This is a genomic window from Pedococcus sp. P3_C7, assembly GCF_056402615.1.
Genome location: NZ_JBFUHC010000008.1, coordinates 99,205 through 126,201 on the forward strand (window position 1 = coordinate 99,205; position 26,997 = coordinate 126,201).

Sequence of the window (26,997 nt, forward strand, 5' to 3'; positions counted from 1 at the left end):
CTCAGGCGGTGGCAGGGCAGGGAGAAGTCGAGAGAGCGCGACACGCTGGCGCCGCAGCCGATTCGCCAGCGCTGCGGAAGATGCCCATCGGGACGTGCGTCATCTGGGGGGAGTCGAGCCGCGAGAGCGCGAAAGCCTGGGTGGGGTCGGCCGCGCCGGCGTCGTGCACGACCACGTCACGGCCCGAGGACTCCGCCCGCGGCACGAACTCCATCGCGCCGCCCTCGCCGCGTACCAGAACCTGCCGGTCGTCCTCGGGTCCGACGGCCACGGGCTCGCCGTCGACCAGGTGGACGATGCGGGCCTCCTGCTCGGAGCGGTCCTTGATCAGGTCGAAGGCGCCGTCGTTGAAGATCGGGCAGTTCTGGTAGATCTCGACGAGGGAGGTGCCGCGGTGCTCGGCTGCCGCGCGCAGGATCCCGGTGAGGTGCTTGCGGTCCGTGTCGGTCGTCCGGGCGACGAAGCTGGCCTCGGCTCCCAGTGCCAGTGACACCGGGTTGAAGGGGTGGTCGACCGAACCCATCGGGGTGGACTTGGTGATCTTGCCGACCTCGGAGGTGGGCGAGTACTGCCCCTTGGTCAGGCCGTAGATCTGGTTGTTGAACAACAGGATCGTGAGGTTGACGTTGCGGCGCAGCGCGTGGATGAGGTGGTTGCCACCGATCGACAGGGCGTCGCCGTCGCCGGTCACGACCCACACCGACAGGTCCGGACGGCTCGTCGCGAGCCCGGTGGCGATCGCGGGGGCGCGGCCGTGGATCGAGTGCAGGCCGTAGGTGTCGAGGTAGTAGGGGAAGCGTGACGAGCAGCCGATCCCGGAGACGAACACGGTGTTCTCGCGCTTGAGGCCGAGCTCGGGCAGGAAGCCCTGCACGGCGGCGAGGATCGCGTAGTCGCCGCAGCCCGGGCACCAGCGCACCTCCTGGTCGGAGGTGAACTCCTTCTTCGTCTGCTTGGGGTCGTCGTCGGCGAGGCGCGGCACCCCGGCGGTGCCGCTGCGGACGCCGATGGACGGCATACCGAGTTCGGTGGTCATGCGTGACCTCCCTTGGCAGCCACCGCGTCGGGGGCTGGGTGATCGTCGCCGACGGCGAGCGACACGATGGCGTCGGCGAGCTCGACGGTGGTGAACGGCAGGCCACGCACCTGGGTGAAGGAGTGCACGTCGACGAGGAACTTGGCGCGCAGCAGCAGGGCGAGCTGCCCCATGTTCATCTCGGGGACGAGGACCTTGTCATAGCGCCGCAGCACCTCGCCGGTGTTGGCCGGGAACGGGTTGAGGTGCCGCAGGTGGGCGGTGGCGACGTCGGTGCCGGAGTTGCGGACGTTGCGGGCCGCAGCGGCGATCGGGCCGTAGGTCGAGCCCCAGCCGAGGACGAGCACCCGTGCCGCGCCGCTCGGGTCGTCGACCTCGAGGTCGCCGATGGTGTCGGCGATGCGTTCGACCTTGGCGGCCCGCAGGCGGGTCATCAGGTCGTGGTTGTCGGGGTCGTAGGAGATGTTGCCGGTGATGTTGGCCTTCTCGATGCCTCCGATGCGGTGCTCGAGACCGGGAGTGCCGGGGACCGCCCACGGCCGGGCGAGGGTCGCCTCGTCGCGCAGGAACGGGTGGAAGACCGGCTGACCCGAGTCGTCGGTGTCGTTGGGCTCCGTGGCGAACTCGACGGTCAGGTCGGGGAGCTCGGCCACCGAGGGGATCGACCACGGCTCGGAACCGTTGGCGAGGTAGCCGTCGGACAGCAGGAAGACCGGGGTGCGGTAGGCCGTCGCGATGCGCACCGCCTCGACAGCGGCGTCGAAGCAGTCTGCCGGCGACTTCGGGGCGATGATCGGCACCGGCGACTCGCCGTTGCGGCCGAACATCGCCTGAAGCAGGTCGGACTGCTCGGTCTTGGTCGGCAGACCCGTCGAGGGGCCTCCGCGCTGCACGTCGACGATGACGAGGGGGAGCTCGAGCGAGACGCCCAGCCCAATGGTCTCGGACTTGAGGGCGACGCCGGGTCCCGAGGTCGTGGTGACGCCGATGGCGCCGCCGAACGAGGCGCCGAGGGCGGCTCCGATGCCGGCGATCTCGTCCTCGGCCTGCAGGGTCGTCACGCCGTAGCGCTTGAGCCCCGACAGGGTGTGCAGGATGTCGGAGGCGGGGGTGATGGGGTAGGACCCGAGCACGAGCGGGATGCCGGCGCGGTGAGCGGCGGTCACCAGCCCGAGCGCGAGGGCGGCGTTGCCGGTGATGTTGCGGTAGGTGCCGGGAGCCATCTTGGCCGGCGCGATCTCGTAGGACACCACGAAGTCCTCGGTGGTCTCGCCATAGTTCAGACCGGCCCTCAGGGCAGCGAGGTTGGCGGCCAGGATGTCGGGCTTGGAGCCGAACTTCTTCTCCAGGAACGACTCGGTGCCGGTGGTCGGGCGGTGGTACATCCACGACAGCAGCCCGAGCGCGAACATGTTCTTGGCGCGCTCCTTGTCCTTGCGGGACAGGGTCTCGAACGCCGCGAGGGCCTCCACGGTGATCGAGGTCAGGGCCACGGCGTGCACGTGCCATGACTCGAGGCTGCCGTCCTCGAGGGGGTTGGCCGCGTAGCCCACCTTGGCGAGGTTTCGCTTGGAGAACTCGTCGGTGTTGGCGATGATCGTCGCGCCGCGGGGCAGGTCGCGCAGGTTGGCCTTGAGCGCCGCGGGGTTCATGGCGACGAGGACGTCAGGGGCGTCGCCGGGGGTGAGCACGTCGTGGTCGGCGAAGTGCAGCTGGAAGCTGGAGACGCCGGGAAGGGTGCCCTGGGGCGCCCTGATCTCCGCCGGGAAGTTGGGGAGGGTGGACAGGTCGTTGCCCAGCGCGGCGGTCTCCGATGTGAAGCGGTCCCCCGTGAGCTGCATGCCGTCGCCCGAGTCACCCGCAAACCGGATCACGACCCGATCGAGGCGCTTGACCGACTTGCTGCTCGACTGTGTCTGCGTCACTACGTGTTTCCGCCACCTGTTCATCTGCTGTTTCTTGCGCGTCGCGCTCCTCCTGCGGACGTTCTTCCATGGTATGACTGCCGCCGTCGCCGCATGCGGGCAACCCGCATTTCGGACACCCGGGCATGTCGTTATTGGCGGCCGGCAGCTGCCGGGGCGTCAGAGCTGGCGGTTCCAGTCGGCCCACAGGGCCGCCAGGGTCGAGTCGTGCGCCTGGGTCAGCAGCTGCCTGCTCACCGCTCCCGGTTCGTGCAGCCGGTATGCCGCGTGGCCGGGCGGGGTCTCGGGTCGCCACCCGATCGCGGTCACCGAGTCGACCACCCGCGCTGTGCCGAGCGCCCCGGTGCCCAGCCCCGCTCGCACCTCGAGGTGCTCCACGAGGGCCGGCCGGCCGGCATACGTCATGGTGGTGTGGCAGTCGAGGCGACCACCCTCCTGGCCGCTGCGTCCCAGTGAAACCTGGTCGTGCAGCAGGAGCCGGCCTCCCTCGGCGACGTCCACGTGCAGGCTACGCGTGACCTCGGCACCATCCGCCACGACCAGCGGTTGGCAGGCCCAGGTGAGCGTGCCTCCCGCGTGGACTCGCAGGGAGACGTCGATGACGCAGCCCAGGCCACGACCGTGGTAGGCCACGGTGCCGGCGACGTCGCGCAGGTCGAGCCGCAGGCCGGGGCCCACGTCGACGCAGAGGCGCAGGGCGTCGCCGCCGAGGAGGGTGGCGGTGGTGGCGATGAGGGCGACCTCGGCGCCGGACGCGTCGTGCCGGACGACGCGGGGGGTCAGCAGGCCGGCGGCCAGCACCAGCCGGCTGCGCTCCTGACCCGGCCAGAGCTCGACCCTGGCGGTGTTGACCTCAGTGTGCGTGGACACCCTCACCGCCGTCGTGGGGGTGGGCGTGGGCGTCGTCGCCGTGCACCTGTTCGAGGTGGCTGTGGGGCGCCATGGGGCCGGGGTCGACGGGGACATGGCGGCCGCCGCGGTGGGACGCGAGCATGGCCAGCACCCAGGCGCGCAGCTCGGCCACCGATGCCGCGTCCGTGCGGGACAGGCCGATGACGGGGCGTCCGTCGCGGGCGTCCCGGCCCTCGCGCTGCATCAGGTCGGCGTCGACTCCGACGTGCGGCGCCAGGTCGGTCTTGTTGACCACGAGCAGGTCGGCCCGCGAGATGCCGGGACCGCCCTTGCGGACGACGTCGCCGCCGCCGGCAACGTCGAGCACGAAGATCTGGGCATCGACCAGGGCGGGCGAGAACGTCGCCGTGAGGTTGTCCCCGCCGGACTCGACCAGGACGAGGTCCAGCGGGGCGAAGTCGGCTTCGAGGTCTTCCACGGCGAGGAGGTTGGCCGTCACGTCGTCCCGGATCGCGGTGTGGGGGCATGCGCCGGTCTCCACCGCGCGAATCCGGTCGGGGTCGAGGACTCCGGCGGCGCGCAGCATCCGGGCGTCCTCGTCGGTGTAGATGTCGTTGGTGACGACGCCCAGCTCGAGCTCTGAGCCGAGCTCGCGGCAGACCATGGCGATGAGCGAGGACTTGCCCGTGCCGACCGGCCCGGCCACGCCGAGTCGGAACGCGCGCGTGCTGGCACGCGTGGTCTCGCGGGTCGTCTCGGAGGTCGTCTCCCGGGTGGTCTCAGGCACTGAACAGCCTCCGTGGGTGGGTGGGGTGGGCGTGCTGCCACTGCTCCAGGAGCGGCGCTGACGGCGCGGGTATGCCGTCCGGCTCGGTGAGGTGCGCGACCGCGCCGACGACCTCCTCGATCTCGGGCCCTGCGTGCAGCAGCCACTCCGTCGTCTCGACGGGGTCGAGCGGGCAGAGCTTGAGGGCGGCCGCGCAGAGCGACTGCACGTCGTCGTAGGCGACCAGCCGGGCCGTCCGGGCGCCGTCCAGGCCCGCGGCGGCAGCCATCGAGCCCACGGCCACAGGTCGCGCGGGGGCAGGCATCGTCGCCAGGGCGGAGGCGGTCGCGGTGCCGGGCCAGAGCCGCTGCGCCAGGCGGCGTTGTCCGCGGCCCACGGAGACCGAGGCGGCCCGCGTCACCTCGCTGGGGGTGCGGGCGGCCCAGGCGAGCTGGACGTCGTCGAGGGGCAGGCCGGCCAGGGTGTGGTGGCGCGCCACGACGGCCGTCGCCGCGTCGACGAGCACGACGGTGCGCAGCCTGGTGGAGATGAGTCCGGGGACGTCGCGCGGCTCGAGGCCGCCGAGGAGTGCGGGCTCGAGCCCGGAGGACTGGGTGTGAGCGCCGACAGGGAGGCGTCCGTCGGCCAGCAGCATCGCGGCGAACTCGGGGTGGGGGAGCATCGACAGTCGACTCTCAGAAGAGTGAATAGCGTTGGGCGAGTGGGAGCTCCGTCGCGGGGGCGGGCTCGACGAGCTCTCCGTCGATGCGGATCGCAAACGACTCGGGGTCGACCTCGATGACCGGGAGCGTGTCGTTGTTGATCATGTCCGCCTTGGTGACCTCCCGGGTGGGACGCACCGGGGTGAGGGTGCGTCGCAGGCCGAGGCGCTGGCCCAGCCCGTCCTGGAGCGCGGCGGGGGCGACGAACACCAGTGAGTGGTCAGCCCCGGCACCTCCCTCGCCGACCAGCGCGGGGCGCATGAGGACCGGCTGGGGCGTGGGGATCGACGCGTTCGGGTCGCCGAGCGCGGCATACACGATCGCTCCTCCCTTGAGGACGACGTCGGGGCGCCACCCGAAGAACTTCGGGTCCCAGAGGACGAGGTCGGCGAGCTTGCCCGCTTCGATCGAGCCGACCTCGTGGTCGATGCCGTGGGCGATGGCCGGGTTGATCGTGTACTTGGCCACGTAGCGACGGGCCCGCTCGTTGTCGGCGGGCATGGTGCCGCCCAGGGGGCCGAGGCGTGCCTTCATGACGTGGGCCACCTGCCACGTGCGGGTGACGACCTCGCCGATCCTCCCCATGGCCTGGGCATCCGAGCTCGTCATCGACAGCGCGCCGAGGTCGTGCAGGATGTCTTCTGCCGCAATGGTGCTGGCCCGGATCCTGCTCTCTGCGAAGGCGAGGTCCTCCGGCACGGACGGGTTGAGGTGGTGACAGACCATCAACATGTCGAGGTGCTCGGCGACGGTGTTGACGGTGTGGGGGAGCGTCGGGTTGGTCGAGCCGGGTAGCACGTTGGCGTGACCGGCGATGGTGATGATGTCGGGGGCGTGGCCACCGCCGGCGCCCTCGGTGTGGAACGCGTGGATGCTCCGCCCACTGATCGCTCGCAAGGTCGACTCGACGAAGCCAGCCTCGTTGAGGCTGTCGCTGTGCAGCGCCACCTGGAGGCCGTACTCGTCCGCCGCGCGCAGGGCCGCGTCGATGGCGGCCGGGGTGCTGCCCCAGTCCTCGTGCACCTTGTATGCCGCCGCTCCGCCCAGCGCCTGCTCGCGCAGCCCCTCGGCGCTGACGGTGTTGCCCTTGCCCATGAGGAGCAGGTTGACCGGGAGGTGGTCGAGCCCCCGCAGGACCGACTGGAGGTGCCACGGTCCGGGCGTGACGGTCGTGGCCTTGGAACCCTCGGAGGGTCCCGTACCGCCGCCGCCGAGCGTGGTGATCCCTGCGGCGAGCGCCTCGTGCACCTGGCTGGTCGACAGGAAGTGGACGTGCAGGTCGACCCCGCCGGCCGTGAGGATCCGGCCCTCGCCGGAGATCACGTCGGTGCCGGGGCCGATCTCGAGGTCGGGGTGCACTCCGTCGGCGATGTCGGGGTTGCCACTGCGGCCGAGCGCGACGATGCGGCCGTGGCGGATGCCGACGTCGGCGCGGATGACTCCCCAGTGGTCGAGCACGACCGCGTTGGTGATGACGGTGTCCAGCGCGCCGCCGGCGCTGGTGCGGGTGCCCTGGGCCATCGACTCCCGGATGGACTTGCCCCCACCGAAGACTGCTTCTTCGCCCCCGAACGTGAGGTCGTCCTCGATCTCGACCCACAGGTCGGTGTCGCCGAGGCGCACCTGGTCGCCGGTGGTGGGGCCGTAGATCGCCGCGTAGCGCTCCCGGTCGAGGTCAGCCATCGAGCTCACCGTCCGGCCCGCGCTCGCCGACCCGCTGTCCTGGCACCTGCAGGCCCGGGACGCGGCGTCGTCCACGGAGCGCCACCGCGGCGACCTCTCGGCTGACGCCCGGCTCGAACCGGACGGACGTCCCGCTCGGGATGTCGAGCCGGAAGCCGTACGCTGCCGCCCGGTCGAACTCCAGCGCCGTGTTGCTGTCGGGCAGGTGCAGGTGCGAGCCGATCTGCACGGGACGGTCGCCCGTGTTCACGATGACGAGGGTGAGCCGCTCGGCGTCGGTGCGGTCGGCGTTGATGGTCACGGTGCCTGGCTGGACCCTGATCGCACCGGGTCCAGAACTGTTGCTGCTCAACGGAGTTCCGTTCTCTCAGGCGATCGGGTGGTGGAGGGTCACGAGCTTGCGACCATCGGGGAAGGTCGCCTCGACCTGCACATCGCTGACCATCTCGGCGACTCCCTCCATGACCTGGTCGCGGTGCAGGACATCGCGACCCTGCTCCATCAGGTCGGCGACGGTCGAGCCTTCGCGAGCGCGCTCGATGACCCAGGTGGACAGCAGCGCCACGGCCTCGGGGTGGTTGAGCTTCACGCCGCGCGAGAGCCGGTCACGGGCGACCATCCCGGCCACCGCGAGCAGGAGCTTCTCGGTGTCCGCGGGGGACAGGTGCATGCGGCCTCCTTGGCGGGTGCTGGCCCAGTAGACCAAGGCAGTGTTTCGCGGGCGTTTCATCAGCGCCACCCGGGGCTCACACCGACTCACACCGACCCGTCGCGTCGAGCACTTTCGCTGGACTAGCGTGCCGAGGATGTCGCCCCGTCTTGTCGTCCTGCCCAGCCCGCTGCTGGGTCCGGCGACCTATGCGCCCCTCGCTGCGGCACTGACGGCTGGCGCGATGGCGACCACCGTCGCCGAGCTACCGGACCGCGACTTCTCCCCGTCAGAGGTGCTGTCCTGCTTCCGGTCGCAGGTCGCGGACCAGGGCGCGACGGTGGTCGTCGCGCACAGCAATGCCGGGTACTACGCGCCGGCCGCGGCGTTGGATCTTGGCGTGCCGACCATCTTCATGGATGCTGGCCTGCCTGCCGTGGGTGAGTCCGAGACCCGCCTGGCGCCTCCGGCCTTTGCCGAGTTCATCGGCTCCCTGCCGCTGTGCGACGGACTGCTGCCGCCGTGGCCCCTCTGGTGGGACCGCGCCGACGTCGCTGCGCTCTTCCCCGACGACGACTGGCTCGACCTGGTGGTCCGCGAGGCGCCACGCCTGTCGCCCGCCTACTTCACGACGCCCCTCCAGGTGCCACGCGGCTGGGCGGTGCGGCCGGCGGCATACCTCGCCTTCGGTGACACGTATGCCGCCGAGCTGGCCTTCGCGCGCAGCGCGGGCTGGCTGGTCCGTCAGGGGGCTGGTCACCACCTGACGCACCTCGCCGAGCCCGACCGCGTCGCCGACGTCGTCGTCGAGCTCTGCGCCGCGCTGCACGTCGGCACCTGAGCGGGTGCCAGAAGAAGGGGTGTGGTGGGTCAGGCCGCGCTAAAGCCGTGGCGGTCCAGCGGCCACGTCGTGTGGGTGCGGCCATCCGGGGCGGTCCACTTGCAGACGCCGAGCGGGTCCATCTCGACCCGCCACCCGGCATGGTGCTTGAACCCGTGATGGGTGGCACAGAGGGACTGCAGGTTGGGGACGGAGGTGGGGCCGTCGGGGTGACGGATGACGTGGTCGAGCTGGCACCGCTTGGCCGCGGTGGCGCAGCCAGGGAAGCGGCAGGTGCCGTCCCGTGAGCGGACAGCGCGCGCCGTCGCCGCGCCGGGTCTGTAGATGGTCGGGTCCTGCCATCGAACGGCTCCGGTGACAGAGTCGCTGCGGGCCAGGCGCAGGACGACGTCTGGGTCGCTCAGCAGGGCGACCACGTCGGACGGGAGCAGCGAGCCGAGCACTGGTACCTCCGTGTGCGAGGACACGAACCACAGGCGGTCCTCGTGGTCGTGCAGGACGCCGTCGTCGAGCTGCTCGCAGCCGCCAAGGTCGTGGTACCAGCCGGACACCGGGGTGAGCTCGACTGCTGCGTCGGTGCCCGCGGAGCCGGGCTCGGCCGGGTCGCGACCGTCGGCGACGCGGTCCGCAGCGTTGGGGATCGGCGGCTGGATGTCTGTGGCGTGGATCCCGGTTGTGTCGGGGGCGTCGTCGCGGACGCCCAAGCACGCCGTCGATACGGGAGGCGCGACGAAGCCCGGCCGCTCGCAGTCAATCGGTGCGACCAGTTCGATCGTGGTGCTGATCGTCGCGTTGGCCTCGATGAGGTCGGACAGTGCGTCGGCGCGAGCGGCGCCCATCCGCAGACCCGGTTCAGCCCGTGCGTACTCCGCGGCGAGCCCGTCCACAGCACTCCACAGCCGGAGGGCGGTCGGGGTCGGCAGGTCGACCACCAGTCGGGTCATGCCGGCACATTCACCCGGACGGATGCTGACGTCACGCCGAGCCCTGGCCCGCTCGGCTGCTTGTGCCGCCTCCTCTCGGTTGCACCGCTCGGCGCTGCGACGCGCTCGACGCCTGAGAGCGGCGCAGGAGAGCTGGGTCGCACCACCCTCCAGCACTCGGGCCTCGAACTCGTGCAACCGGTCGGTCGGTGCGGCAAGGGACTCCGACGCGACCGCATCCACGCGGTAGGGCTCGAGGTCGCCGGACCACGCCAGTGCCTGGATCTGGGGCAGGGAGCAGACGACGCGACGTGCGTGGCTGATGCGGGTCGACATGGTGCGCGGTGAGACATGGAGGAGGGCGGCCAGCGAGCCAGCGGCGACCGCGTGGCCCGACAGGTGGTGGGGGCGCATCCCCACGGCCACGCCATCGGCCACGTCGCGCTCGGACTGCTCGTCGCACCGTCGGGCGACCGTCTCCATGGCCGAACGCTGTCGCGCCGTCGCGGCGCTCACGACGCGCTGGGTGGCGACCGTCAACGCCTCGGCCTGCGCCAGAGACATGCCCTCGATCTCATCGTCGGTGAGGGTGAAGAGCGCGCTCGCGAGGACGGCCGGGTCGGTCGCCTCCACGGTGCGGGCATCTTCGAACATGTGTTCGATCCTATGGGAAGCCACTGACAACGGCTGGACGTGCGCGCGTTCCCCATTCGCGGGAAGCCAGGGAGGGTTTCGAAGGACTGCGGGTTTCAGGCTGTGAGGGTTACGGTCGGTGGATGGATCGACCCGTGCTCGACGACGCGCTGAAGGACCGAGAGGCCATTCTGCGAGCGTTCCTCACGGCGGACGAGAGGCTGTCGAGGATCCCCACGAAGATCCGCAAACGGCTGGTGGTGCTCAACGAGCTGGCCCAGCAGTTCGAGATCGGTAAGACCTATGACGAAACCCAGGTCAACAACATCCTGCGCAGCTGGCACGACGACGTCGCCGCCCTGCGTCGCTACCTCGTCGAGGAGGGCTTCCTCGAGCGCCGCGACGGTCTCTACTGGCGTGCCGGTGGGACGGTCGGAGAAGTCGTCGGGACCTAGCAGCGGCCATCCTCCCCGGCCGTCCAGTGGCCGCTGTCCAGCCCCTGACCACCCTCTGGTTTCGCCGGGTGCCACCGCCTCCGCCCTGCCACACTCTGGTCATGCTGAGGCTGGATGACCTGTGGGTCTGGGACTCCTGGATCGCTGACGACGGCGACCTCTACCACCTGTTCTTCCTCCAGGCGCCGCGCGCGCTGGGGGACCCGGGCAAGCGGCATACCTCGGCGCGGGTGGGGCACGCCACCTCCGCGGACCTCGTGAGCTGGACCGACCTCGGGGAGTGCTTCGGACCCGACCAGAGCGGCGCGGGTCGGTTCGACGACCTCGCCATCTGGACCGGCTCCGTGCTCCACGACGGGGAGCGGTGGCGGATGTTCTACACCGCGGTGTCGACGACCGGCCACCACGTCTACGACCAGCGGATCGGCTCGGCGGTGTCCGACGACCTGCAGCACTGGCAGCGGGGCGGCCCCGACCCCGTCGTGCGCGTGGACGGTCGCTGGTACAAGACACTGGCCAACACGCCGGCCCCCACCGAAGGGCCCGATCTGGAGGGGGCGAGCGAGACCTGGCGCGACCCGCTCGTCTTCGCTGACCCCGCAGGCGACGGCTGGCACATGCTGGTCACCGCCCGGGCCAGGGAAGCGGCGCGCAACGACGACGGGGTCATCGCCCACGCCACCAGCACCGACCTCGAGACCTGGACCCTCGGCGAGCCGCTGTGTGCGCCCGGAGCCGGCTTCGGACAGCTCGAAGTGCTGCAGAACAAGCAGATCGACGGCCGGTGGGTGCTCGTCTTCACCTGCCACCCGCAGGAGATGACACCGGAGCGGATCGAGCGGACCGGCAGCTACTGCACCTGGTCGGTGCCCGGTCCCGGACCGCTCGGCCCGTGGGACATCGACGCCGCCCGTCCGTTCACGGCGGAGCCAGACCTGTTCGCCGCGCCACTGGTGCAGCAGCGCGACGGGTCGTGGGTGCTCGTCGGGTTCCGCAACCTCGAACCGCAAGGGCTCGACGGGTTCGAGATCAGCGACCCCATCCCGGTCACCCTCGACGCCGACGGCTACCTCGTCGCCCGCTGACGCACCGTCCGACCTCCACCGCCGTGCTGCCGGGCCCGAGGCGGGTCAGTCTCCGGTGCGGCCGTCGGCGAGCTCGCGGAGGATGTCCAGGTGGCCGTTGTGCCGGGCGTTCTCCTCGACGAGGTGCAGCAGCACCCAGCGCAGGGTCGGGCGCTCGCCGCTCCTGAACGGTGTGGCCGAGAGGTCGTCGAGGTCGAGCCCGGCGACTATCGCATCGGTGCGGACTGCCTGCGCGGCATACTCCTCCAACGTCTGCGCGAGGGGGGTGGTGGCGCCGAGGCTGAACTCCCGGTCCGGCTCCTCGTCGGTCCAGGGCCCGAGGTCCGGTCCACCGACGAACCTGTTCTCGATCCACGAGTGCTCCACCCAGCGCATGTGGTTGACGACCCCGCCGAGCGTCATCAGCGGTGAGGTCGGCAGGGGCGCGCTCCCGACGTGCTCGTCGGCGAGGCCGTGGCACTTCTCGGCTGCGGTGTCCCGGGTGTACTGGAGCATCGCCAGCAGCGTCGAGCGCTCGTCCCAGGCGTTCGGGGTGTCGGTTCGCGTCATGGTCCGAACCCTGTCGCACCGGCCGGCCGCGCGCCACCGCTTAGTTCAGGTTGAACCCGTGCTCCGGTGACGGCGGCACGACCCCGAGCATCGTGGCCAGCTGCCGTTCGCGCCGGACCAGCTGGAGGCCGAGTCGCAGCCGCGTCTCGGTGTCGTTGGCGGCGAGGAGCTGCTGCCGTTCCCCGAGGTCGAGCCCCACCGCCCCACCCACGGCATACGAGAGTTCGGCGGCGTCGGAGGGCCACGTGGGCTCGTCGGCGCCCACGGTGTGGGCGTACTCGTGGAGCGCCTGCCGCAGCCGCGCGGCGAGCCCCGCGACCTCCTCGGCGTCGCCGGTGTTCTCCTCCAGCATGGTCACCTCGCCCATCAGGTATGCCGTGCCGGCACCTGGCACGAGCGCCTCCAGGTGGAAGCGCTGGATGCCAGTGCTGAGGACGAGGTAGCGACCGTCTCCGACCGGGGCGGCGTTCGTCAGCCGGGCCAGGCAGCCCACCTCGTGCAGGTCGTGCACCGAGTCGGGCCCGACCTCGTGGCCCTGGCGGATCGCCACGACGCCGAACTCCGGTACCTCCATGGAGTTCACCAGGTCGCTGAGCAGCTCGAGGTAGCGCGGCTCGAAGACCTGGAGCGGCAGCGCGGCGCCCGGCACCAGGACCGTGCCGAGCGGAAAGAGCGGGACCCGCGCCATGTCGTCACGGTAGGTGCCCACGACCCGGCGCAACACCCCCTCATGGAGGTGGGCCACTAGGCTGCCAACCGTGTCGCCCTACGTCGTCATCGCCGCGGTGGTCGCTGTCGGCCTGCTGCTGTTCGTGGCCGCGATGGGCGCCCGGGCGCTGCTGGCTCCGAAGGCGCCGACCCGGGCCAAGCTGACGACCTACGAGTCCGGAGTCGATCCAGTGGGTCGGGACTGGGCCCAGACGCAGGTGCGCTACTTCGTCTACGCGTTCCTCTACGTCATCTTCGCCGTCGACGCCGTCTACCTGTTCCCCTGGGCCCTCGTCGTCCGCAGCAACCTCGGTGCGGTGTCGCTGCTCGAGATCGCGGTGTTCATCGGGGTCCTGCTGGTCGGACTCGTCCACGCAGCGCGGCGCGGTCTGCTGAGGTGGCTCTGATGACGACGACGCAGCCCGTCCCCCTGCCGATGCCCCGGGTCGGTCCCGCGACCGACCTGGCACCCCAGCCGATCCGCGTGGTCCTCAACTGGGGCCGCCGCTACTCGCTGTGGGTCTTCAACTTCGGCCTCGCGTGCTGTGCGATCGAGTTCATCGCCGCCTCGATGGCCCGGCACGACTTCATCCGGCTCGGGGTGATCCCGTTCGCCCCCGGCCCGCGACAGGCCGACCTGATGGTCGTGTCGGGCACCGTGACCGACAAGATGGCTCCGGCCGTGCGACGGCTCTACGACCAGATGCCCGAACCCAAGTACGTCATCTCGTTCGGAGCCTGCTCCAACTCCGGCGGTCCCTACTGGGACTCCTACTCCGTCACCAAGGGCGTCGACACCATCATCCCCGTCGACGTCTACGTCCCTGGCTGCCCGCCCCGGCCCGAGGCTCTCCTCCAGGGCATTCTCAAGCTGCAGGAGAAGATCGCAGCCGAGACGTTGTCCACCAAGGGAATTCGCGCGAAGTATGCCGGGCACCGCCTCGCGTCCGCAGGCGAGGTCAAACGACCGTTGGTGCAGCCCCCGACGAAGGACGCCTCGTGAGCAGCCCGAGCGACCTGACCGGTGTGAGCGAACCCACCGCCCTGGAGCGCGCCGAGGTCGACCCGGCCGACTGGGTGGCGACGATCACCGCGGCCCGCGACGCTGGCTACACCTTCTTCGACTGGCTCACCGCCGTCGACCAGAGCGACGACGAGGCGGCACCCGGTCTCGACGTGGTGTGCCACCTCATGGACGGGTCCACGCCAAGGGCGTTGCGGCGCAAGCTGTTCCGCACCCGCGTCCCCAGCGGTGCCAGCCTCGAGAGCCTGACGGGAGTGTTCCGCGGGGTCGCGTGGCACGAGCGCGAGACGCACGAGATGTTCGGCCTCGACTTCGAGGGGTTCGACGACGGCACCGGTCTGGGGCTGCGCCCGCTGCTGCTCCCCGACGGGTTCGAGGGCACGCCGCTGCGCAAGTCCTTTGTGCTCGCGGCTCGAGCCTCCAAGCCGTGGCCCGGAGCCAAGGAGCCGGGCGAGTCCGAGCACGCCAGGCCGACCGGGCGACGCCGGGTGTCAGCGCCCGGTGTGCCGGACCCCGAGTGGGGGCCGCGATGAACGACGCCGTCGAGGTGACCCTGCGGGCGGTGGGGGTGCTGGCTGCCTTCCTCGTGCTGCCCCTCCTGGTGGGCCAGACCGAACACAAGGTGATGGCGCACATGCAGGGCCGCCTCGGCCCGATGTATGCCGGTGGCTTCCACGGGTGGGCGCAGCTGGTGGCCGACGGGGTCAAGTTCGTGCAGAAGGAGGACATCACCCCTGCAGCTGCCGACAAGAGGATCTTCCGGTTCGCGCCCGCGGTGGCGCTGGTGCCCTATCTCGTTGCGCTGGCTGCGATTCCGCTCAGCCCCGACTTGGTCGCCGCGGACCTCCCCGCGTCGGCCGTCTTCGTCCTGGCGGTGACCGCGGTGGGCATCCTCGGCACGCTCATGGCCGGCTGGGCCAGCGCCAACAAGTACTCGCTGCTCGGTGCGATGCGTGCCGCGGCGCAGCTGCTCTCCTACGAGCTGCCGATGGTGCTCGCCGTCGCCAGCGTCTGCCTGGCGGCCGGCTCGCTGTCCCTCTCCGGGATCGCTGCCGCCTGGTCTCCCTGGTGGCTGGTCTTCCAGCTGCCCGGAGCCATCGTGTTCCTCGTGTCGGCCGTCGCAGAGCTCCAGCGACCGCCGTTCGACATGCCGGTGGCCGACTCCGAGATCGTCTTCGGCGCCTACACCGAGTACACCGGGCTGCGGTTCGCGTTCTTCCTGCTGAGCGAGTACGCGGGGATCGTCGTCATGTCGCTCCTCTTCGCCGTGCTCTACCTCGGTGGCTGGCAGGGGCTGTTCAGCGACCAGCTCGGGTGGCTGTGGACTCTGCTCAAGGGGTTCTGCATCGCCGTTGTCGTCATCTGGCTCCGCGTCGCCTGGCCCCGGCTTCGTGAGGACCAGCTGCAGCGACTGGCGTGGCTGGTCCTCGTGCCCCTCGCCCTGGCCCAGCTGGCCCTCACCGGTGTCTGGGTGGTGACCACCGCATGAGCGAGCAGGAGAAGAAGCCGGGAGGCATCGGCATACCCGGCATCCTCAAGGGGTTGGCCACCACCGCTCGCACCATGTCGAGACCGACCCACACCGCCGAGTACCCCGACGCGCAGCCGCACCTGCCGCCGCGCAGCCGCGGGGTCATCGCGCTGCTCGAGGAGAACTGCACCTCCTGCATGCTCTGCGCCCGCGAGTGCCCCGACTGGTGCATCTACATCGACTCGCACAAGGAGACGATCCCCGCCACCACGCCTGGTGGCCGTGAGCGCCAGCGCAACGTCCTCGACCGGTTCGCGATCGACTTCAGCCTCTGCATGTACTGCGGCATCTGCATCGAGGTCTGCCCGTTCGACGCGCTGCACTGGAGTCCGGAGTTCGAGTACGCCGAGCTGGACATCCGGGACCTGCTGCACGAGAAGGACCGCCTCGGCCAGTGGATGCCCACTGTGCCCCCACCCTCGGCCCTGGACGAGCACTCGGCCGAGCCGGCCGAGATCGGAGCCACCACCCGACCCGGACGGCTGGTGCGCACGGCGCCGGCGCGTCCCGCTCCCACGCGGGTCACGCCGACCGGGCCGACCGAGCAGACGCAGCCCGTCACGGAGCCAGCGCCGGAGTCAGCCGCGAAGCCAAGCCCGGAGCCGGCCCCGAAGCCAAGTTCGGAGCCAGCCCCCGAGACGGCGCCGGAGACCGGGGAATGACGGCTCTGGACGTGGCCTTCGCCGCGGTCGGACTGATCACGGCGGCCAGCGGGCTGCTCGCCGTGACGACGCGCCACGTCGTCCATGCCGCCCTGTGGCTGGTGGTCTGCCTCGGAGCCGTGGCCGGCTGCTACCTCGTCCTGGGGGCGGAGCTGGTGGCACTGGTGCAGCTCCTGGTCTATGTCGGCGCGATCGTCGTGCTCGTGCTGTTCGCCCTCATGCTCACCCGCGCGCCGATCGGGCCCAACAGCGAGATCAGCACCAGCCGCCTGCACCGGGTGCTCGCGGCGGTGCTGGGGGCCGGCGTCACGGCGCTGCTCGCCGCCGCCCTCCTCCCCATCGCGGGCCCCGCGGTGGAACGGCACGAAACCTCGACCACGCGGGTCGCAGAACAGCTTTTCGGTACCTGGGTCTGGCCCTTCGAAGTCCTCTCACTGCTGCTCCTCGTCGCCCTCATCGCGGCCATGGCGGTGTCGCGGATGACCCGCCCCGACCCCGCCGCTGACCCGCTCGGCTCCGACCAGGCGGCCAGGGAGTCGGCATGATCCATCTCGCCGGGCCGTACCTGCTCTGCGCCGTGCTCGCCGGCATCGGGGCCTACGGCGTGCTGGCGCGACGGAACGCCGTGCTCGTCCTGATCGGGGTCGAGCTCATCCTCAACGCGGCCAACGTGCTGCTCGTGTCGGTCGCCGCCGCGGGTGCTGACCGCTGGGCCGCAGGCAACGTGCTCACGCTGTTCGTCATCACGATCGCTGCCGCGGAGGTCGTCGTGGCGCTCGCGGTGGTCCTCGCGGTCTACCGGCTGCGGGGCGACGTCGACCTGAGCGACCCCACCCTCAGCGACGCCACGGTCAGCGACCCCACGGTGAGCGAGGCTCCCCGATGAGCGCCGCTGCCGCCCGGCTCGTCGTCCTCATCCCTGCCGTCGCCGCATTCCTCGGGCTCCTGCTGGCCCGTCGCACCGACCCACGGCCGGCCCGCTTCGTCGCCGTCGGCACCTCCCTGCTCGCGGTCCTCGCGGCCCTCCTCCAGGTCGTCGCCGTGCACGGCTCGTCGAGGGTGACCATCGCCCGCACCATCCCCGCCCTCGACGCGGGCGAGCTGCGAATTCCCTTGCAGCTGCAGGCGACTACCGCGACTGCCCTCATCGCCCTGGTCGTCGCGATAGTCGGCTGGGCGGTGCAGGCCTTCGCCGGCTGGTACCTGCGCGAGGACGACCGCTACGGCATCTTCGCCGCCACGGTCTCGCTGTTCACAGCAGGCATGCTCCTCGTCGTGCAGTCCGCCGACCTCGTGCTCACCCTGGTCGGTTGGGAGGTGATGGGCTGGTGCTCCTACCTGCTCATCGGGCACTGGAGCCGCAAGGAGTCCGCCCGGCGGGCCGCGCTCAAGGCCTTCCTCGTCACCCGCCTCGCCGACGTCGGCTTCGTGCTCGGGGTGGTGATCCTCGCCGCGGGGGCCGGCTCCACGGCATACCCGCAGGTGCTCCAGGCGTGGGCCGCCACGGACTGCCCGGACGCCGGTGCATGTGCGGCGCCCAACGCAACCCTGCGCACGGCGGCGATGGTGCTGCTCGTGATCGGCATCCTCGGCAAGTCCGGCATGGTGCCGTTCCACGACTGGCTCCCCGACGCCATGGAGGGCCCGACCCCCGCGTCCGCCCTGATCCACGCGGCGACCATGGTCGCGGCCGGCACGTTCGTCCTCGCGCAGCTGTTCGACGTCCTCGCGGCCAGTGACGGTGCTCGCTGGGTCCTCGCGCTGAGCACCGCCGTGACGATGGTGTATGCCGCGGGGCTGGCGTTCGGGCAGAGCGACCTCAAGCGGCTGCTCGCCTACTCGACCCTCAGCCAGGTCGCCCTCATGCTCTCGGCGCTGGCGGTCGCCCCCGTCGACGAGGGACCGGGCGCCGGAGTGCTTCACCTCTACTCGCACGCGTTCTTCAAGGCGCTGCTCTTCCTCGCGATCGGGTGGCTGAGCGTGACGGTCGGCGGCACCGCGGCCGCGACGATGCGCGGTGGCCTGCGAGGACACCTGTTCATCAGGCCGGCAATGTTCGTCGGGCTGCTGGCGCTGGCCGGGGTGCCTCCGCTCGTCGGCTTCGTCTCCAAGGAGCACGTGCTCGCCGCAGCCGAGGCGGGCGCGGCCGACGGCCAGGCGCGGGCCTGGATCGTCCTGCTCGCAGGCCTGCTGACCGTCGTCCTCACCGCTGCCTACTGCATGCGCGCGTGGATCGTCCTCGACGACCTGGCCGCCGCGGACATCGAACGTCACGAGGCCGACACCGCCGGATTCCCCGTGACTGCGGCGGTGACGGTCCTGGCCATCCTGACCGTTGCCGGCGGGCTGGTCGCCTTCACCCCGCTGATCGACCTCGGCGGCCACATCGGGTGGCTGGTGGCGCTGCTGAGCATCCTGCTGATCGTCGGCGCCGGCCTGGCCGTGCGTTCACTGGCCCACGGTGCGGATCCCGCTGTGCGGATCGTCGGGGCACGGATCCCGTCGTTCGACAACGGTTTCGGGGTCGATCGCCTCTACGTCGACTACGTGGCGCGACCGGTCGTCGCCCTCGCGCACCTCGTCGTCTTCCTCGACCGCGAGGTCGTCGACGCCTACGTGCGCGGCGCGGCAGCCGCAACCCGGTTCGGTGGCGCGGGTGGCCAGCGGGCCCACCGGGCCGAACGCGCGGCGTCCGGGCTGGCCTGGGTCGTGGCCGGTGTCGTCGCCGTCGCCCTCGCGGGGGTGGCGCTGTGGTGACCGGAAGGCGTGGTGGAGGCAAGACCGCGGTGGAGGCGAGACCGTGGTGATCCTGTTGAGCCTCGTGGTCCCGGCGGCGGTGGCGGTCTGGCTGCTCACCGGTGGCCGCGCCGTCTCCCACCGCTCAGCCAACCTGCTCGCCAGCGCCGCGAGCGTGGTCACGCTGGCCGCCGTCATCGTGGCCGTGATCGCGCGTCCGACGGTCGACCGCGCGTGGGTGCCCTCACTCGGACTGCGCTGGCAGCTCGCTGTCGACGGGATCAGCGCGCCGCTGCTGCTGCTCACCGCTGTCCTGGGGGTGGGCGTGGTGCTGCACACCCTCGACCGACCTCCGCTGGGCGGGACCACCGCCGCCTTCCACGCCTGCCTGCTCCTCGTCGAGTTCGGAGCCCTGGCGACGTTCTACGCCCGCGACGCGGTCCTGTTCTTCGTCGCCTTCGAACTGGTCCTCGTGCCTATGTGGGTGCTGATCACCAGGTTCGGCGACCCCCACGATGCTGACGCCCGCGCCGACGCCGGTGGCCGGTTCGTCCTCTACACCGCGTTCGGCTCGACGCTGATGCTCGTCGGGATCCTGGCGCTCGTCGCCAAGGCGGGCACGTCCGACCTCGACGTCATCGCCCAGGGTGGCGGCCACGGCATACCCGTCGGCACCCAGACCCTGGTCGCGGCGCTGCTCGTGGCGGGGCTCGCGGTGAAGGTGCCGGTCTTCCCGGTCCACACCTGGCTCCCACCGGCACACACCACGGCTCCCACGGCCGGGTCGGTCCTGCTGGCGGCGGTGCTGCTGAAGATGGGCACCTACGGCCTGGTGCGGCTGCCGCTCGCCTCGGTCCCCGACGGATTCGCGAGGGTGGCGCCGGTGCTGGCCGTCCTCGGCGCCGTCGGCATCATCTGGGGAGGCTTGGCCTGCCTCGTCGAGCGCGACCTCAAACGGCTGATCGCCTACTCCTCGGTCGCGCACATGGGTTTCGTCGTCCTCGGCCTGTCCAGCGGCACGCGCACCGGACTCCAGGCGGCGTTGTTCGCCAACGTCGCCCACGGTGTCATCTCGGCCCTGCTGTTCGTCGTCGTCGGCGGGCTCAAGGAGCGGTGGGGCAACGCCGACCTCGAGACCGCCCGGGCCGCCTTGCGCGAGGTCACCCCGCGGCTCGGGTTCGCCCTCATCGTGGGCCTCGCCGCATCCCTCGGCCTGCCTGGCCTGGCAGGTTTCTGGGGCGAGTTCCTCAGCGTGTATGCCGCGTGGTCCCCGGCCGCCGACCGTCCCGAAGGGCTGTTCCGCACCCTGGCCGTCGTCGCCGCCGTCGGCACCGTCCTGGCTGCCGCCTACGCGCTGCGGGTGGCCCGCGCCGTCTGGGCGGGGGAGCGCACGACGCCCCCCATCGAGGACAGCCGCGACAGCGAGTGGGACGTCATCGCCGTCCTCGTCCTCGGGGTGTTGCTGCTCGGCATCGCACCCGGACCCCTGTTGGCCATGACCAGCGGTGCGGTCTCCACGATCATCGGGGCCGCACCATGATCGCCGCGATCGCGCACACGGCGGCGGCTCTGCCCACGGTGGTGCCCACGGTGGTCCCCGCGACGGTGCTGGCCACGACCGGCCTGGTGAGCTTCGACTGGGCAGTCCTCGGGCCGGTGCTCGTCCCCGCCATCGGTGCGGTGGCCGTGCTGGTCCTGGACGTCATCGCCCCGCGCCTGGTCCGGTTGCACGCCGCGATGGGCGTGTTCGCCCTCGCCGCCGGGTTCGCCCTGGCCGTCCCGGGCGCCCTGCGTTCCGGCGACGACCCGCTCCGATCGCTCTGCCTGCCGGCGCCCGACGGTGCCTGCCTCTTCGAAGCCGGCCCCCTCGCCAGTGCCCTGCAGCTCGGCGCCCTCGGGGCCGCGCTCGTGGTGCTGCTGCTGAGCTGGCCGGGCACCGATCCTCGAGAGGACCTGCGGGGTGGTCCGGCTGTCCTCGTGTCCCTCGTCCTGGCGGCCACGGCGGGCGCCGCAGGGGTGGCCGCGGCCCACGACCTCGGATCCTGGCTGGTCTGCCTCGAGCTCGCCACGTTGCCCGCCATAGCCCTGGTCGCCCTTCGGGGCGACGCCCCCGCGGGCCGCGGCGCGCTCGCGCTGCTCACCACGTCCCTGGTGTCGTTCGCGATGGTGGTGCTCGGCGCTGCCCTGTGGCTGGTGTCGACCGGCGAGGCGGTGTTCGCCCCTGGTGCCGCCGCCGATGCGCTGTCCCAGCCGGACCGGCGAGTGGTGCTGCTCCTCGCGGCCCTCCTGCTGCTCTCAGGGGTGGGCTTCAAGCTCAGCCTCGTGCCCTTCCACGTCTGGACACCGCAGGCCTATGCCGGCGCCACCGAACCGGTCGCGGCCTTCCTCGCTGCCACCTCCAAGGTGGCGGCGCTGGCCGCCCTGCTCGTCGTCGTCCAGGCCCTGGTGGGGGCCGGAGCCCCCGTCATCGTGGGCATCGGCCTCCTCGCAGCGGTGTCCATGACGCTCGGCAACGTCCTCGCCCTCGTGCAGGACGACCCGGTGCGGCTGTTGGCCTGGTCCACGGTCGCCCAGGCAGGGTGGGTGGTGCTGCCACTGTCGGCCCTCAACGGCAGGGCCACGGCCGCGTCAGGTGGCTATCTGCTGGCCTACGTCATCGCCACCCTCGTCGCCTTCGTCGTGGTGCACGTCGTGACGTCGACCCCCCGCCTTCGTGGCGCCGCGGACCTCGGACGCACGCTCACGGCATACACCGGCTTGTTGCGGGCCCACCCGCTGCTGGGCGGGGCGCTGGGGCTGGCCCTGCTCTCTCTCGCCGGGCTCCCGCCGGGCGTGGTCGGCCTCATCGCCAAGGTGGTCGCCCTGCGCCCCGTGGTCGGGGCGGGACAGTGGGCGCTGGCCGTGGTGGCCGTGCTCAACGCGGTGATCGGCGTCGCGGTCTACCTGCGCTGGTTCGCCGTGCTGCTGCGCGACCCCGAGGAGGGTCCCGCACGGCCGGTCATCCGCACCATCCCGCGTCCCGCGCTCGCCGCCCTGGTGCTCGCCGGACTCGCGCTCGTGGCCACCAGCGTGATGCCCCAGCTGCTGTTCGGCCTGCTCGGCTGAGCGGCGGGATGACGGGCTGACTGACGGGCAGGATGACGGGCAGGATGACGGGCCGGCTGGCCGGCCGGACGGCGCTGGATCGGGAACGCGAGCACGGAAGGGAGCGTTGAGGCAGGCATGCACAACCATTTCAACGGGCTCAAGACGGCAGCCCTCTTCGGCGGCATCTTCGCCCTCCTCCTGGCCATCGGCGGCGTCATCGCCAGCTCCACCGGCAGCCCGGCCTTCATCTGGCTGTTCGCCCTCCTGGGCGTCGGCATGACCGCCTACGGCTACTGGAACTCCGACAAGCTCGCGATCAAGGCGATGCACGCCTATCCGGTCAGTGAGGCCCAGGCGCCCGTGATGTACCGGATCGTGCGCGAGCTCTCCACCGCCGCCGGCAAGCCGATGCCCAAGCTGTACATCAGCCCCACCGCGGCGCCCAACGCCTTCGCCACCGGCCGCAACCCCGAGAACGCCGCCGTGTGCTGCACCGAGGGCATCCTCGGGCTGCTCGACGAGCGTGAGCTGCGCGGGGTCCTCGGACACGAGCTCATGCACGTGTACAACCGCGACATCCTCACCGGCTCGGTGGCTGCCGCAGTCGCCGGTGTCATCACGTCGGTGGCCCAGATGCTCATGTTCGCAGGCATGTTCGGCGGTGGCGGCAACGACGAGGACCGTCCCAACCCGATCGCCATGCTGGCCATGGCCCTGCTCGCGCCGTTCGCCGCGGCGATGATCCAGATGGCGATCAGCCGCACCCGCGAGTACGACGCGGACGAGGACGGCGCCAAGCTCACCGGCGACCCACTGGCGCTCGCGTCCGCCCTGCGCAAGCTCGAGACCGGGGTGGCCAAAGCCCCGCTGCAGCCGACCCCGGCCATCCAGAACTCGAGCCACATGATGATCGCCAACCCGTTCCGCCCCCAGGACGTGTCGCGCTTCTTCTCGACCCACCCCCCGATGACCGAGCGGATCGCCCGGCTCGAGGCCCAGGCCTACGGCTTCCGCCAACGCTGAGACGGGCCCTCCGCGTGCTCGGGAACGGGGTCTGGACGACCTCCTCCCGAGACTCGCGGAGGGCTGGGAATGAAAGTCGGCGCGATAGGCGTTACGATGGTCAGCAGTTGCAGTTCCTCGTGTGAGTGGGCCCGCCAAGCGCGGGCCTTTTCCGTAAGCGGTGTATTCCGTGTCGTGGTGATGTCGCAGCTGGTGGTCCGCATCCGCGGCCACATCGGCCAATTAGGAAAAGAGTTATCCCATGGCACAGGGAACAGTGAAGTGGTTCAACGCTGAGAAGGGCTTCGGCTTCATCGAGCAGGACGGCGGCGGCGCCGACGTCTTCGTGCACTACAGCGCGATCGAGTCCGGCGGCTACCGCTCGCTCGACGAGGCGCAGCGCGTGGAGTTCGACATCACGCAGGGCCCGAAGGGTCCCCAGGCGGAGAAGGTCACGGTCATCTGACCTGCCCCACCCTCTGAACAAGATCGAAGCCCCCGGCCATCTCGGCCGGGGGCTTCGGCGTTCTCCCCAGAGCGCAGCGAGGTATGCCGCGCGGCCGAGCCGGCCACGCGGCATACCAACGGTGTTGGTCTGTGCAGGGTCAGAGGCCGAGGGCCACCATCGCGCGCTTGGCCATCGCCGCCTCGCCGAGGGCGTTCGGGTGCACCGGCACGGTGTTGGTCCCGAACAGGATCGGCTCGACCCACCGCGTGCCGATCGGCTGGCACGCGTCGCGGCCGGTCGCCGACATGTCGACGAAGGTGGTGCCGGTCTCGGCGGCGGCTCGCCTGACCACCGCGTTCACGTGCGCCTGGATGTTGTAGACGTAGGGAACGTCGCCGTAGGCGATCGGCATCTGGGCGAAGCACCCCCGGGTGGGCGGAAGGATCGTGGGGTAGCCCAGGATCGCGACCTCGGCGTTCGGGGACTTGGCGTGGATGTCCCGCAGGGCCTTCTTCACAGCCGGGTGGGTCCTGGTCTCGATCAGGTCGTCGTAGTAGCTGCCGAACCAGTTCTTGCACGGGCTGCCGAAGCCGAGGGTCAACATGCCCTTGGTCCCGCAGGACACGATCGCGCCGAGGAAGACCTGGCTGTCGTTGCCACCGATGGTGAGGGTGACCAGGTCGGTGTCGGACCTCAGGGCGTTGAGCTGCGCCGGCACGCCGAGGTACTGCGAGGTGTAGAAGTGCCGGGTCTCGGCAGCCGAGCAGGTGACGTCCCTGAGGGATGCTCCCGTCGCCGACGCGATGAGGCGCGGATAGTTCTTGGTCGTGCGGATGCACAGCGGCGACGCCGAGAGGTCCTTGGGCAAGATGCCGGCCCCGGCGGAGTAGCTGTCCCCGAGAGCTACGTAGTGCAGTGGGTCGGTGATGCTGGAGGTGGCCGCGCTCGCTGGTGTGGCGGTGGCGACGACGGTGAGAGCGGTGGCAAGAGCGGCAGCCCCTGCCAGTCCCCGGCTCAAGGTAGGACGCATCGAGACAACTCCTTTGTTGTTACTGTTGGTAGGTTACTTTTGGGTAGGACCCTGGCGACGCCGCGCAAACCGGCAAGCAGTGCGGCTGGTTGAATCGGTCCCATGCCTTCCCTCACCCGGGCCGATGCCCGAGAGCGTTCTGCCCTCATCGACGTGACGCGGATGGAGGTCGATCTAGACCTCGACCGCGGTGAGCAAAGCTTCGGGTCGCGAGTTCGGATCTCGTTCTCCTGCAACACCCCCGGGCGCTCCACCTTCCTCGACGTCCATCCCTTGGAGCTGCGGTCGCTGACGCTCAACCGCACCCCCGTCGATGGTGAAGGCCTCCGGGACGGGCGCATCGAGCTCGCGGGTCTCGCGGCCGAGAACGTCCTCGAGGTAGAGACGCTGATGGCCTACAGCCGTGACGGTCAGGGGCTGCACCGTGCGGTCGACCCTGCCGACGGGGAGCACTACGTCTACGGTCACCTCTTCCTCGACGCCGGTCCGCGGGTGTTTGCCTGCTTCGACCAGCCCGACCTGAAGGCGCCCTATGTCGTCAAGGTCAGCGCCCCCGAGGAGTGGATCGTGCTGGGCAACGGCGCGGCTACGCGGGTGGGGCCGGGGAGGTGGGAGCTGGCCGAAACCCAGCCACTGGCAACGTATTTCGTGACGATCTGCGCCGGTCCCTACGCCTCCGTGCGCGACGAGCACGACGGCATACCGCTCGGGGTCCATGCGCGGGCCTCGCTCAAGGAGCACTTGGAGCGAGAGGCGCCGCAGATGCTCGAGGTGACCAGGGCGAGCTTCGACTACTACCACTCGTTGTTCGGGATCCGCTATCCCTTCGGGGAGTACCACCAGGTGTTCGTGCCGGAGTTCAACGCCGGAGCCATGGAGAACCCGGGCTGCGTGACGTTCCGCGACACGATGATCTTCAGGGGGGCTGCCGCGCGCGACGAGGTGCTGTCCCGCACCAACACCATCACGCACGAGATGGCACACATGTGGTTCGGCGACCTCGTCACCATGCGGTGGTGGGACGACCTCTGGCTCAACGAGTCGTTCGCCGAGTACATGTCGCACCGCACCTGCGTGGACGCCACGGAGTTCACCGATGCCTGGATCGACTCGACGATGGCCCGCAAGGGGTGGGGGTATGCCGCGGAGCGCACCCCCTCGACGCACCCCGTCGCCGGGTCTGCCGCGTTGGACACCCAGGCGGCGCTGCAGGACTTCGACGGGATCTCGTACGCCAAGGGAGCAGCCACGCTGCGCCAGCTGATCGCCCACATCGGTGACGACGCCTTCATCGCCGGGGTGTCGGCCTACCTGCGCGAGCACTCGTTCGGCAACGGGACGCTCGCCGACTTCCTGGGCTTCATGGAGCGGGCGTCCGGTCAGTCGCTCACCGCCTGGACGAAGGCCTGGCTGCTCACGGCCGGCCTCGACGTGATCTCGGTCGACCCGGTGACCGGGGTCGTCGACAGGGACGTGCCACCACGGTTTCCGGCGGACCGACCGCACACGCTGGACGTCGCAGGGTTCACCGAGGGCGCCGAGGTGTTCCGGGTCCCGGTGACGGTGACGCAGGACCGCACCAGTGTCGAGGCGCTGCGCGAGGTGCCGGCCGCCGACCTGGTCGTGCCGAATGCCTCCGACCTCACGTGGGCCACGGTGACCCTCGACCCGGCTTCGGTTGCCGCCGTGCCGACCGCCCTGGCGTCGGTGCCCGACACCCAGGCCCGGGCCGTCGTCTGGATCGCCCTCCTCGACGGGGTCTGCCTCGGCACCGTCGACCCACGGGTGCTCGTCCGGACCTTCGGCAACGCCTGGCCGGCCGAGGACAACGACTCGGTGCTGAGCCGGACGTCGCTCGCGCTGTCGGCCCGCTTCATCCCGACCTTCCTGCCGCCCGAGGAGCACGCCTGGGCCGAGCAGGTGGTTGCCGAGGCGGCCGGGCAGCTGCTGCGGTCGGCCGAGGCGGGCTCCACCCGTGCCCTGGTGGCGGCCCGGACAGTGGCGCGGTCCTCGGCCGACGAGTCCCTCCTGCGCGCCTGGGCCGCGGGCAAGGACCGACCTGCGGGCCTGGAGGAGGACTCGGACTTCGGCTGGATCGCGGTGCGCAACCTCGCCTCCCGTGGCCTGGTCGACCGCGCCTTCGTCGAAGCCCGGCACGCCGACGACGACACGCTCCAGGGCCGGCTCAACGCGCTGTTCGCCAGCGCCTCGATGCCGTGGGCCGAGGCGAAGGCCTGGGCCTGGGAGGAGCTGACGACCAACCGGTCGCGCTCCAACTACGAGCTCAACGCGCTGGCGCAGGGGTTCTGGCTCGCCGACGACCTCGACCTCGTGCGGCCCTATGCCGAGCGCTACTTCACGGAGGTCCCAGCCATGACCGCGTGGGTGGGGGAGGACGCGATCGCCCGGGTCGCGACGCTGGCCTACCCCGCGCGGATCGTGGAGGAGGCGACGGCCGAGCTGAGTGCTGCGGCGGTGGCGGGCGGCGGCCTCAGCGTCGGGGTGCGGCGCAGTGTGGTGGACGCCGAGTCCGAGCTCCGCGAGGCGCTGCGCTCGCGGGCCACCTTCGGCTGAGCTCGTCCGCGCGCCATGGAGTGCACGACACGCTGACCGACTCGTCGTCGGCCCAGCGTGTCGTGCGCTCTCGACC

General features: G+C 71.0%; 28 protein-coding genes. 16 read left to right on the forward strand and 12 right to left on the reverse strand.

Annotation, left to right across the window (positions count from 1 at the left end; translation table 11 throughout):
- Position 1: 1 nt before the first annotated feature.
- From AC1DS4_RS12285 to AC1DS4_RS12320, 8 genes are all read right to left on the reverse strand, one after another.
- On the reverse strand, positions 2 to 1,036 hold the full coding sequence (locus AC1DS4_RS12285; RefSeq protein ID WP_477646045.1) for a 2-oxoacid:ferredoxin oxidoreductase subunit beta: 1,035 nt from the start codon (positions 1,034 to 1,036) through the stop codon (positions 2 to 4).
- Positions 1,033 to 2,961 (reverse strand): 2-oxoacid:acceptor oxidoreductase subunit alpha, encoded by a 1,929-nt coding sequence (locus AC1DS4_RS12290; RefSeq protein WP_477633215.1) that lies wholly within the window; start codon positions 2,959 to 2,961, stop codon positions 1,033 to 1,035. Before AC1DS4_RS12290 ends, AC1DS4_RS12285 begins: the two co-directional genes overlap by 4 nt.
- A gap of 159 nt (positions 2,962 to 3,120) precedes the next feature.
- Complete coding sequence (locus tag AC1DS4_RS12295) at positions 3,121 to 3,831, reverse strand: urease accessory protein UreD (protein ID WP_477623863.1); 711 nt, start codon at positions 3,829 to 3,831, stop codon at positions 3,121 to 3,123.
- A complete protein-coding gene (gene ureG, locus AC1DS4_RS12300; RefSeq protein ID WP_477633214.1) occupies positions 3,815 to 4,600 on the reverse strand; it encodes an urease accessory protein UreG in 786 nt (261 codons plus the stop codon). The genes AC1DS4_RS12295 and ureG overlap by 17 nt, the downstream gene beginning before the upstream one ends.
- Positions 4,593 to 5,261 carry an urease accessory protein UreF gene (locus tag AC1DS4_RS12305; RefSeq protein ID WP_477623865.1) on the reverse strand — a complete coding sequence of 223 codons (669 nt, stop codon included), beginning with the start codon at positions 5,259 to 5,261 and terminating at the stop codon, positions 4,593 to 4,595. The genes ureG and AC1DS4_RS12305 overlap by 8 nt, the downstream gene beginning before the upstream one ends.
- Positions 5,262 to 5,274: 13 nt before the next feature.
- The gene (locus AC1DS4_RS12310; protein WP_477633213.1) at positions 5,275 to 6,984 is read right to left on the reverse strand and encodes an urease subunit alpha; all 1,710 of its coding nucleotides are present in this window, start codon (positions 6,982 to 6,984) and stop codon (positions 5,275 to 5,277) included.
- Positions 6,977 to 7,285 (reverse strand): urease subunit beta, encoded by a 309-nt coding sequence (gene ureB / locus AC1DS4_RS12315; protein ID WP_477623867.1) that lies wholly within the window; start codon positions 7,283 to 7,285, stop codon positions 6,977 to 6,979. Before ureB ends, AC1DS4_RS12310 begins: the two co-directional genes overlap by 8 nt.
- A gap of 66 nt (positions 7,286 to 7,351) precedes the next feature.
- The gene (locus AC1DS4_RS12320; protein ID WP_477613684.1) at positions 7,352 to 7,654 is read right to left on the reverse strand and encodes an urease subunit gamma; all 303 of its coding nucleotides are present in this window, start codon (positions 7,652 to 7,654) and stop codon (positions 7,352 to 7,354) included.
- A gap of 136 nt (positions 7,655 to 7,790) precedes the next feature.
- On the opposite strand from AC1DS4_RS12320, the gene AC1DS4_RS12325 reads away from it, so the two are divergent.
- Positions 7,791 to 8,474 carry an alpha/beta hydrolase gene (locus AC1DS4_RS12325; protein ID WP_477623868.1) on the forward strand — a complete coding sequence of 228 codons (684 nt, stop codon included), beginning with the start codon at positions 7,791 to 7,793 and terminating at the stop codon, positions 8,472 to 8,474.
- 29 nt (positions 8,475 to 8,503) lie between these two features.
- Here AC1DS4_RS12325 and AC1DS4_RS12330 read toward each other — a convergent pair whose 3' ends face one another.
- A complete protein-coding gene (locus AC1DS4_RS12330; RefSeq protein WP_477633212.1) occupies positions 8,504 to 10,051 on the reverse strand; it encodes an HNH endonuclease signature motif containing protein in 1,548 nt (515 codons plus the stop codon).
- Positions 10,052 to 10,173: 122 nt separating this feature from the next.
- On the opposite strand from AC1DS4_RS12330, the gene AC1DS4_RS12335 reads away from it, so the two are divergent.
- The gene (locus AC1DS4_RS12335) at positions 10,174 to 10,485 is read left to right on the forward strand and encodes a DUF2087 domain-containing protein (protein ID WP_477623870.1); all 312 of its coding nucleotides are present in this window, start codon (positions 10,174 to 10,176) and stop codon (positions 10,483 to 10,485) included.
- Positions 10,486 to 10,586: 101 nt separating this feature from the next.
- Entirely contained in the window at positions 10,587 to 11,570 is a 984-nt protein-coding gene (locus tag AC1DS4_RS12340) for a glycosyl hydrolase (RefSeq protein WP_477633211.1), read from the forward strand.
- A gap of 45 nt (positions 11,571 to 11,615) precedes the next feature.
- On the opposite strand, the gene AC1DS4_RS12345 is transcribed toward AC1DS4_RS12340, so the two are convergent.
- Both AC1DS4_RS12345 and AC1DS4_RS12350 read right to left on the reverse strand, forming a co-directional pair.
- Positions 11,616 to 12,119: a DinB family protein gene (locus AC1DS4_RS12345; RefSeq protein WP_477613679.1), complete on the reverse strand. Its 504-nt coding sequence runs from the start codon at positions 12,117 to 12,119 to the stop codon at positions 11,616 to 11,618.
- Between the two features lie 40 nt (positions 12,120 to 12,159).
- Positions 12,160 to 12,807, reverse strand: coding sequence for an LON peptidase substrate-binding domain-containing protein (locus AC1DS4_RS12350; protein ID WP_477633210.1), 648 nt, complete (start codon positions 12,805 to 12,807; stop codon positions 12,160 to 12,162).
- 70 nt (positions 12,808 to 12,877) lie between these two features.
- Between AC1DS4_RS12350 and AC1DS4_RS12355 the strand changes: the two genes are divergently transcribed.
- The 12 genes from AC1DS4_RS12355 to AC1DS4_RS12410 all read left to right on the forward strand — a co-directional run bounded on the left by AC1DS4_RS12355 (position 12,878) and on the right by AC1DS4_RS12410 (position 23,335).
- Positions 12,878 to 13,234 carry an NADH-quinone oxidoreductase subunit A gene (locus AC1DS4_RS12355; protein ID WP_477623873.1) on the forward strand — a complete coding sequence of 119 codons (357 nt, stop codon included), beginning with the start codon at positions 12,878 to 12,880 and terminating at the stop codon, positions 13,232 to 13,234.
- Positions 13,234 to 13,830: an NADH-quinone oxidoreductase subunit B gene (locus tag AC1DS4_RS12360; RefSeq protein WP_477633209.1), complete on the forward strand. Its 597-nt coding sequence runs from the start codon at positions 13,234 to 13,236 to the stop codon at positions 13,828 to 13,830. The genes AC1DS4_RS12355 and AC1DS4_RS12360 overlap by 1 nt, the downstream gene beginning before the upstream one ends.
- Positions 13,827 to 14,384, forward strand: coding sequence for an NADH-quinone oxidoreductase subunit C (locus tag AC1DS4_RS12365; protein WP_477633208.1), 558 nt, complete (start codon positions 13,827 to 13,829; stop codon positions 14,382 to 14,384). The genes AC1DS4_RS12360 and AC1DS4_RS12365 overlap by 4 nt, the downstream gene beginning before the upstream one ends.
- Positions 14,381 to 15,340, forward strand: a complete 960-nt coding sequence (nuoH, locus tag AC1DS4_RS12370; RefSeq protein ID WP_477633207.1) for an NADH-quinone oxidoreductase subunit NuoH — start codon at positions 14,381 to 14,383, stop codon at positions 15,338 to 15,340. The genes AC1DS4_RS12365 and nuoH overlap by 4 nt, the downstream gene beginning before the upstream one ends.
- Entirely contained in the window at positions 15,337 to 16,044 is a 708-nt protein-coding gene (locus AC1DS4_RS12375) for a 4Fe-4S binding protein (protein WP_477633206.1), read from the forward strand. Before nuoH ends, AC1DS4_RS12375 begins: the two co-directional genes overlap by 4 nt.
- A complete protein-coding gene (locus AC1DS4_RS12380; RefSeq protein ID WP_477633205.1) occupies positions 16,041 to 16,589 on the forward strand; it encodes an NADH-quinone oxidoreductase subunit J family protein in 549 nt (182 codons plus the stop codon). Before AC1DS4_RS12375 ends, AC1DS4_RS12380 begins: the two co-directional genes overlap by 4 nt.
- On the forward strand, positions 16,586 to 16,930 hold the full coding sequence (gene nuoK / locus AC1DS4_RS12385) for an NADH-quinone oxidoreductase subunit NuoK (RefSeq protein WP_477613671.1): 345 nt from the start codon (positions 16,586 to 16,588) through the stop codon (positions 16,928 to 16,930). The genes AC1DS4_RS12380 and nuoK overlap by 4 nt, the downstream gene beginning before the upstream one ends.
- Positions 16,927 to 18,801, forward strand: coding sequence for an NADH-quinone oxidoreductase subunit 5 family protein (locus AC1DS4_RS12390; RefSeq protein WP_477633204.1), 1,875 nt, complete (start codon positions 16,927 to 16,929; stop codon positions 18,799 to 18,801). The genes nuoK and AC1DS4_RS12390 overlap by 4 nt, the downstream gene beginning before the upstream one ends.
- Positions 18,802 to 18,844: 43 nt before the next feature.
- The gene (locus tag AC1DS4_RS12395) at positions 18,845 to 20,320 is read left to right on the forward strand and encodes a complex I subunit 4 family protein (protein ID WP_477636391.1); all 1,476 of its coding nucleotides are present in this window, start codon (positions 18,845 to 18,847) and stop codon (positions 20,318 to 20,320) included.
- Complete coding sequence (locus AC1DS4_RS12400; RefSeq protein ID WP_477633203.1) at positions 20,317 to 21,885, forward strand: proton-conducting transporter transmembrane domain-containing protein; 1,569 nt, start codon at positions 20,317 to 20,319, stop codon at positions 21,883 to 21,885. Before AC1DS4_RS12395 ends, AC1DS4_RS12400 begins: the two co-directional genes overlap by 4 nt.
- A gap of 117 nt (positions 21,886 to 22,002) precedes the next feature.
- A complete protein-coding gene (gene htpX, locus AC1DS4_RS12405; protein ID WP_477633202.1) occupies positions 22,003 to 22,890 on the forward strand; it encodes a zinc metalloprotease HtpX in 888 nt (295 codons plus the stop codon).
- Positions 22,891 to 23,131: 241 nt separating this feature from the next.
- A complete protein-coding gene (locus AC1DS4_RS12410; RefSeq protein WP_056924211.1) occupies positions 23,132 to 23,335 on the forward strand; it encodes a cold-shock protein in 204 nt (67 codons plus the stop codon).
- 139 nt (positions 23,336 to 23,474) lie between these two features.
- Here AC1DS4_RS12410 and AC1DS4_RS12415 read toward each other — a convergent pair whose 3' ends face one another.
- Positions 23,475 to 24,347 carry an SGNH/GDSL hydrolase family protein gene (locus AC1DS4_RS12415; RefSeq protein WP_477633201.1) on the reverse strand — a complete coding sequence of 291 codons (873 nt, stop codon included), beginning with the start codon at positions 24,345 to 24,347 and terminating at the stop codon, positions 23,475 to 23,477.
- 102 nt (positions 24,348 to 24,449) lie between these two features.
- Between AC1DS4_RS12415 and pepN the strand changes: the two genes are divergently transcribed.
- A complete protein-coding gene (gene pepN, locus AC1DS4_RS12420; RefSeq protein ID WP_477633200.1) occupies positions 24,450 to 26,921 on the forward strand; it encodes an aminopeptidase N in 2,472 nt (823 codons plus the stop codon).
- Positions 26,922 to 26,997 lie beyond the last annotated feature (76 nt).

What these genes read in the sequence shown, in the direction of transcription:
- AC1DS4_RS12285 (WP_477646045.1), bottom strand. Translation starts at nt 1,036, where the DNA reads ATGACCACCGAACTCGGTATGCCGTCCATCGGCGTCCGCAGCGGCACC.
- AC1DS4_RS12305 (WP_477623865.1), bottom strand. Translation starts at nt 5,261, where the DNA reads ATGCTCCCCCACCCCGAGTTCGCCGCGATGCTGCTGGCCGACGGACGC.
- AC1DS4_RS12310 (WP_477633213.1), bottom strand. Translation starts at nt 6,984, where the DNA reads ATGGCTGACCTCGACCGGGAGCGCTACGCGGCGATCTACGGCCCCACC.
- AC1DS4_RS12320 (WP_477613684.1), bottom strand. Translation starts at nt 7,654, where the DNA reads ATGCACCTGTCCCCCGCGGACACCGAGAAGCTCCTGCTCGCGGTGGCC.
- AC1DS4_RS12325 (WP_477623868.1), top strand. Translation starts at nt 7,791, where the DNA reads ATGTCGCCCCGTCTTGTCGTCCTGCCCAGCCCGCTGCTGGGTCCGGCG.
- AC1DS4_RS12330 (WP_477633212.1), bottom strand. Translation starts at nt 10,051, where the DNA reads ATGTTCGAAGATGCCCGCACCGTGGAGGCGACCGACCCGGCCGTCCTC.
- AC1DS4_RS12335 (WP_477623870.1), top strand. Translation starts at nt 10,174, where the DNA reads ATGGATCGACCCGTGCTCGACGACGCGCTGAAGGACCGAGAGGCCATT.
- AC1DS4_RS12340 (WP_477633211.1), top strand. Translation starts at nt 10,587, where the DNA reads ATGCTGAGGCTGGATGACCTGTGGGTCTGGGACTCCTGGATCGCTGAC.
- AC1DS4_RS12345 (WP_477613679.1), bottom strand. Translation starts at nt 12,119, where the DNA reads ATGACGCGAACCGACACCCCGAACGCCTGGGACGAGCGCTCGACGCTG.
- AC1DS4_RS12350 (WP_477633210.1), bottom strand. Translation starts at nt 12,807, where the DNA reads ATGGCGCGGGTCCCGCTCTTTCCGCTCGGCACGGTCCTGGTGCCGGGC.
- AC1DS4_RS12360 (WP_477633209.1), top strand. Translation starts at nt 13,234, where the DNA reads ATGACGACGACGCAGCCCGTCCCCCTGCCGATGCCCCGGGTCGGTCCC.
- nuoH (WP_477633207.1), top strand. Translation starts at nt 14,381, where the DNA reads ATGAACGACGCCGTCGAGGTGACCCTGCGGGCGGTGGGGGTGCTGGCT.
- AC1DS4_RS12375 (WP_477633206.1), top strand. Translation starts at nt 15,337, where the DNA reads ATGAGCGAGCAGGAGAAGAAGCCGGGAGGCATCGGCATACCCGGCATC.
- AC1DS4_RS12380 (WP_477633205.1), top strand. Translation starts at nt 16,041, where the DNA reads ATGACGGCTCTGGACGTGGCCTTCGCCGCGGTCGGACTGATCACGGCG.
- nuoK (WP_477613671.1), top strand. Translation starts at nt 16,586, where the DNA reads ATGATCCATCTCGCCGGGCCGTACCTGCTCTGCGCCGTGCTCGCCGGC.
- AC1DS4_RS12390 (WP_477633204.1), top strand. Translation starts at nt 16,927, where the DNA reads ATGAGCGCCGCTGCCGCCCGGCTCGTCGTCCTCATCCCTGCCGTCGCC.
- AC1DS4_RS12400 (WP_477633203.1), top strand. Translation starts at nt 20,317, where the DNA reads ATGATCGCCGCGATCGCGCACACGGCGGCGGCTCTGCCCACGGTGGTG.
- htpX (WP_477633202.1), top strand. Translation starts at nt 22,003, where the DNA reads ATGCACAACCATTTCAACGGGCTCAAGACGGCAGCCCTCTTCGGCGGC.
- AC1DS4_RS12410 (WP_056924211.1), top strand. Translation starts at nt 23,132, where the DNA reads ATGGCACAGGGAACAGTGAAGTGGTTCAACGCTGAGAAGGGCTTCGGC.
- AC1DS4_RS12415 (WP_477633201.1), bottom strand. Translation starts at nt 24,347, where the DNA reads ATGCGTCCTACCTTGAGCCGGGGACTGGCAGGGGCTGCCGCTCTTGCC.
- pepN (WP_477633200.1), top strand. Translation starts at nt 24,450, where the DNA reads ATGCCTTCCCTCACCCGGGCCGATGCCCGAGAGCGTTCTGCCCTCATC.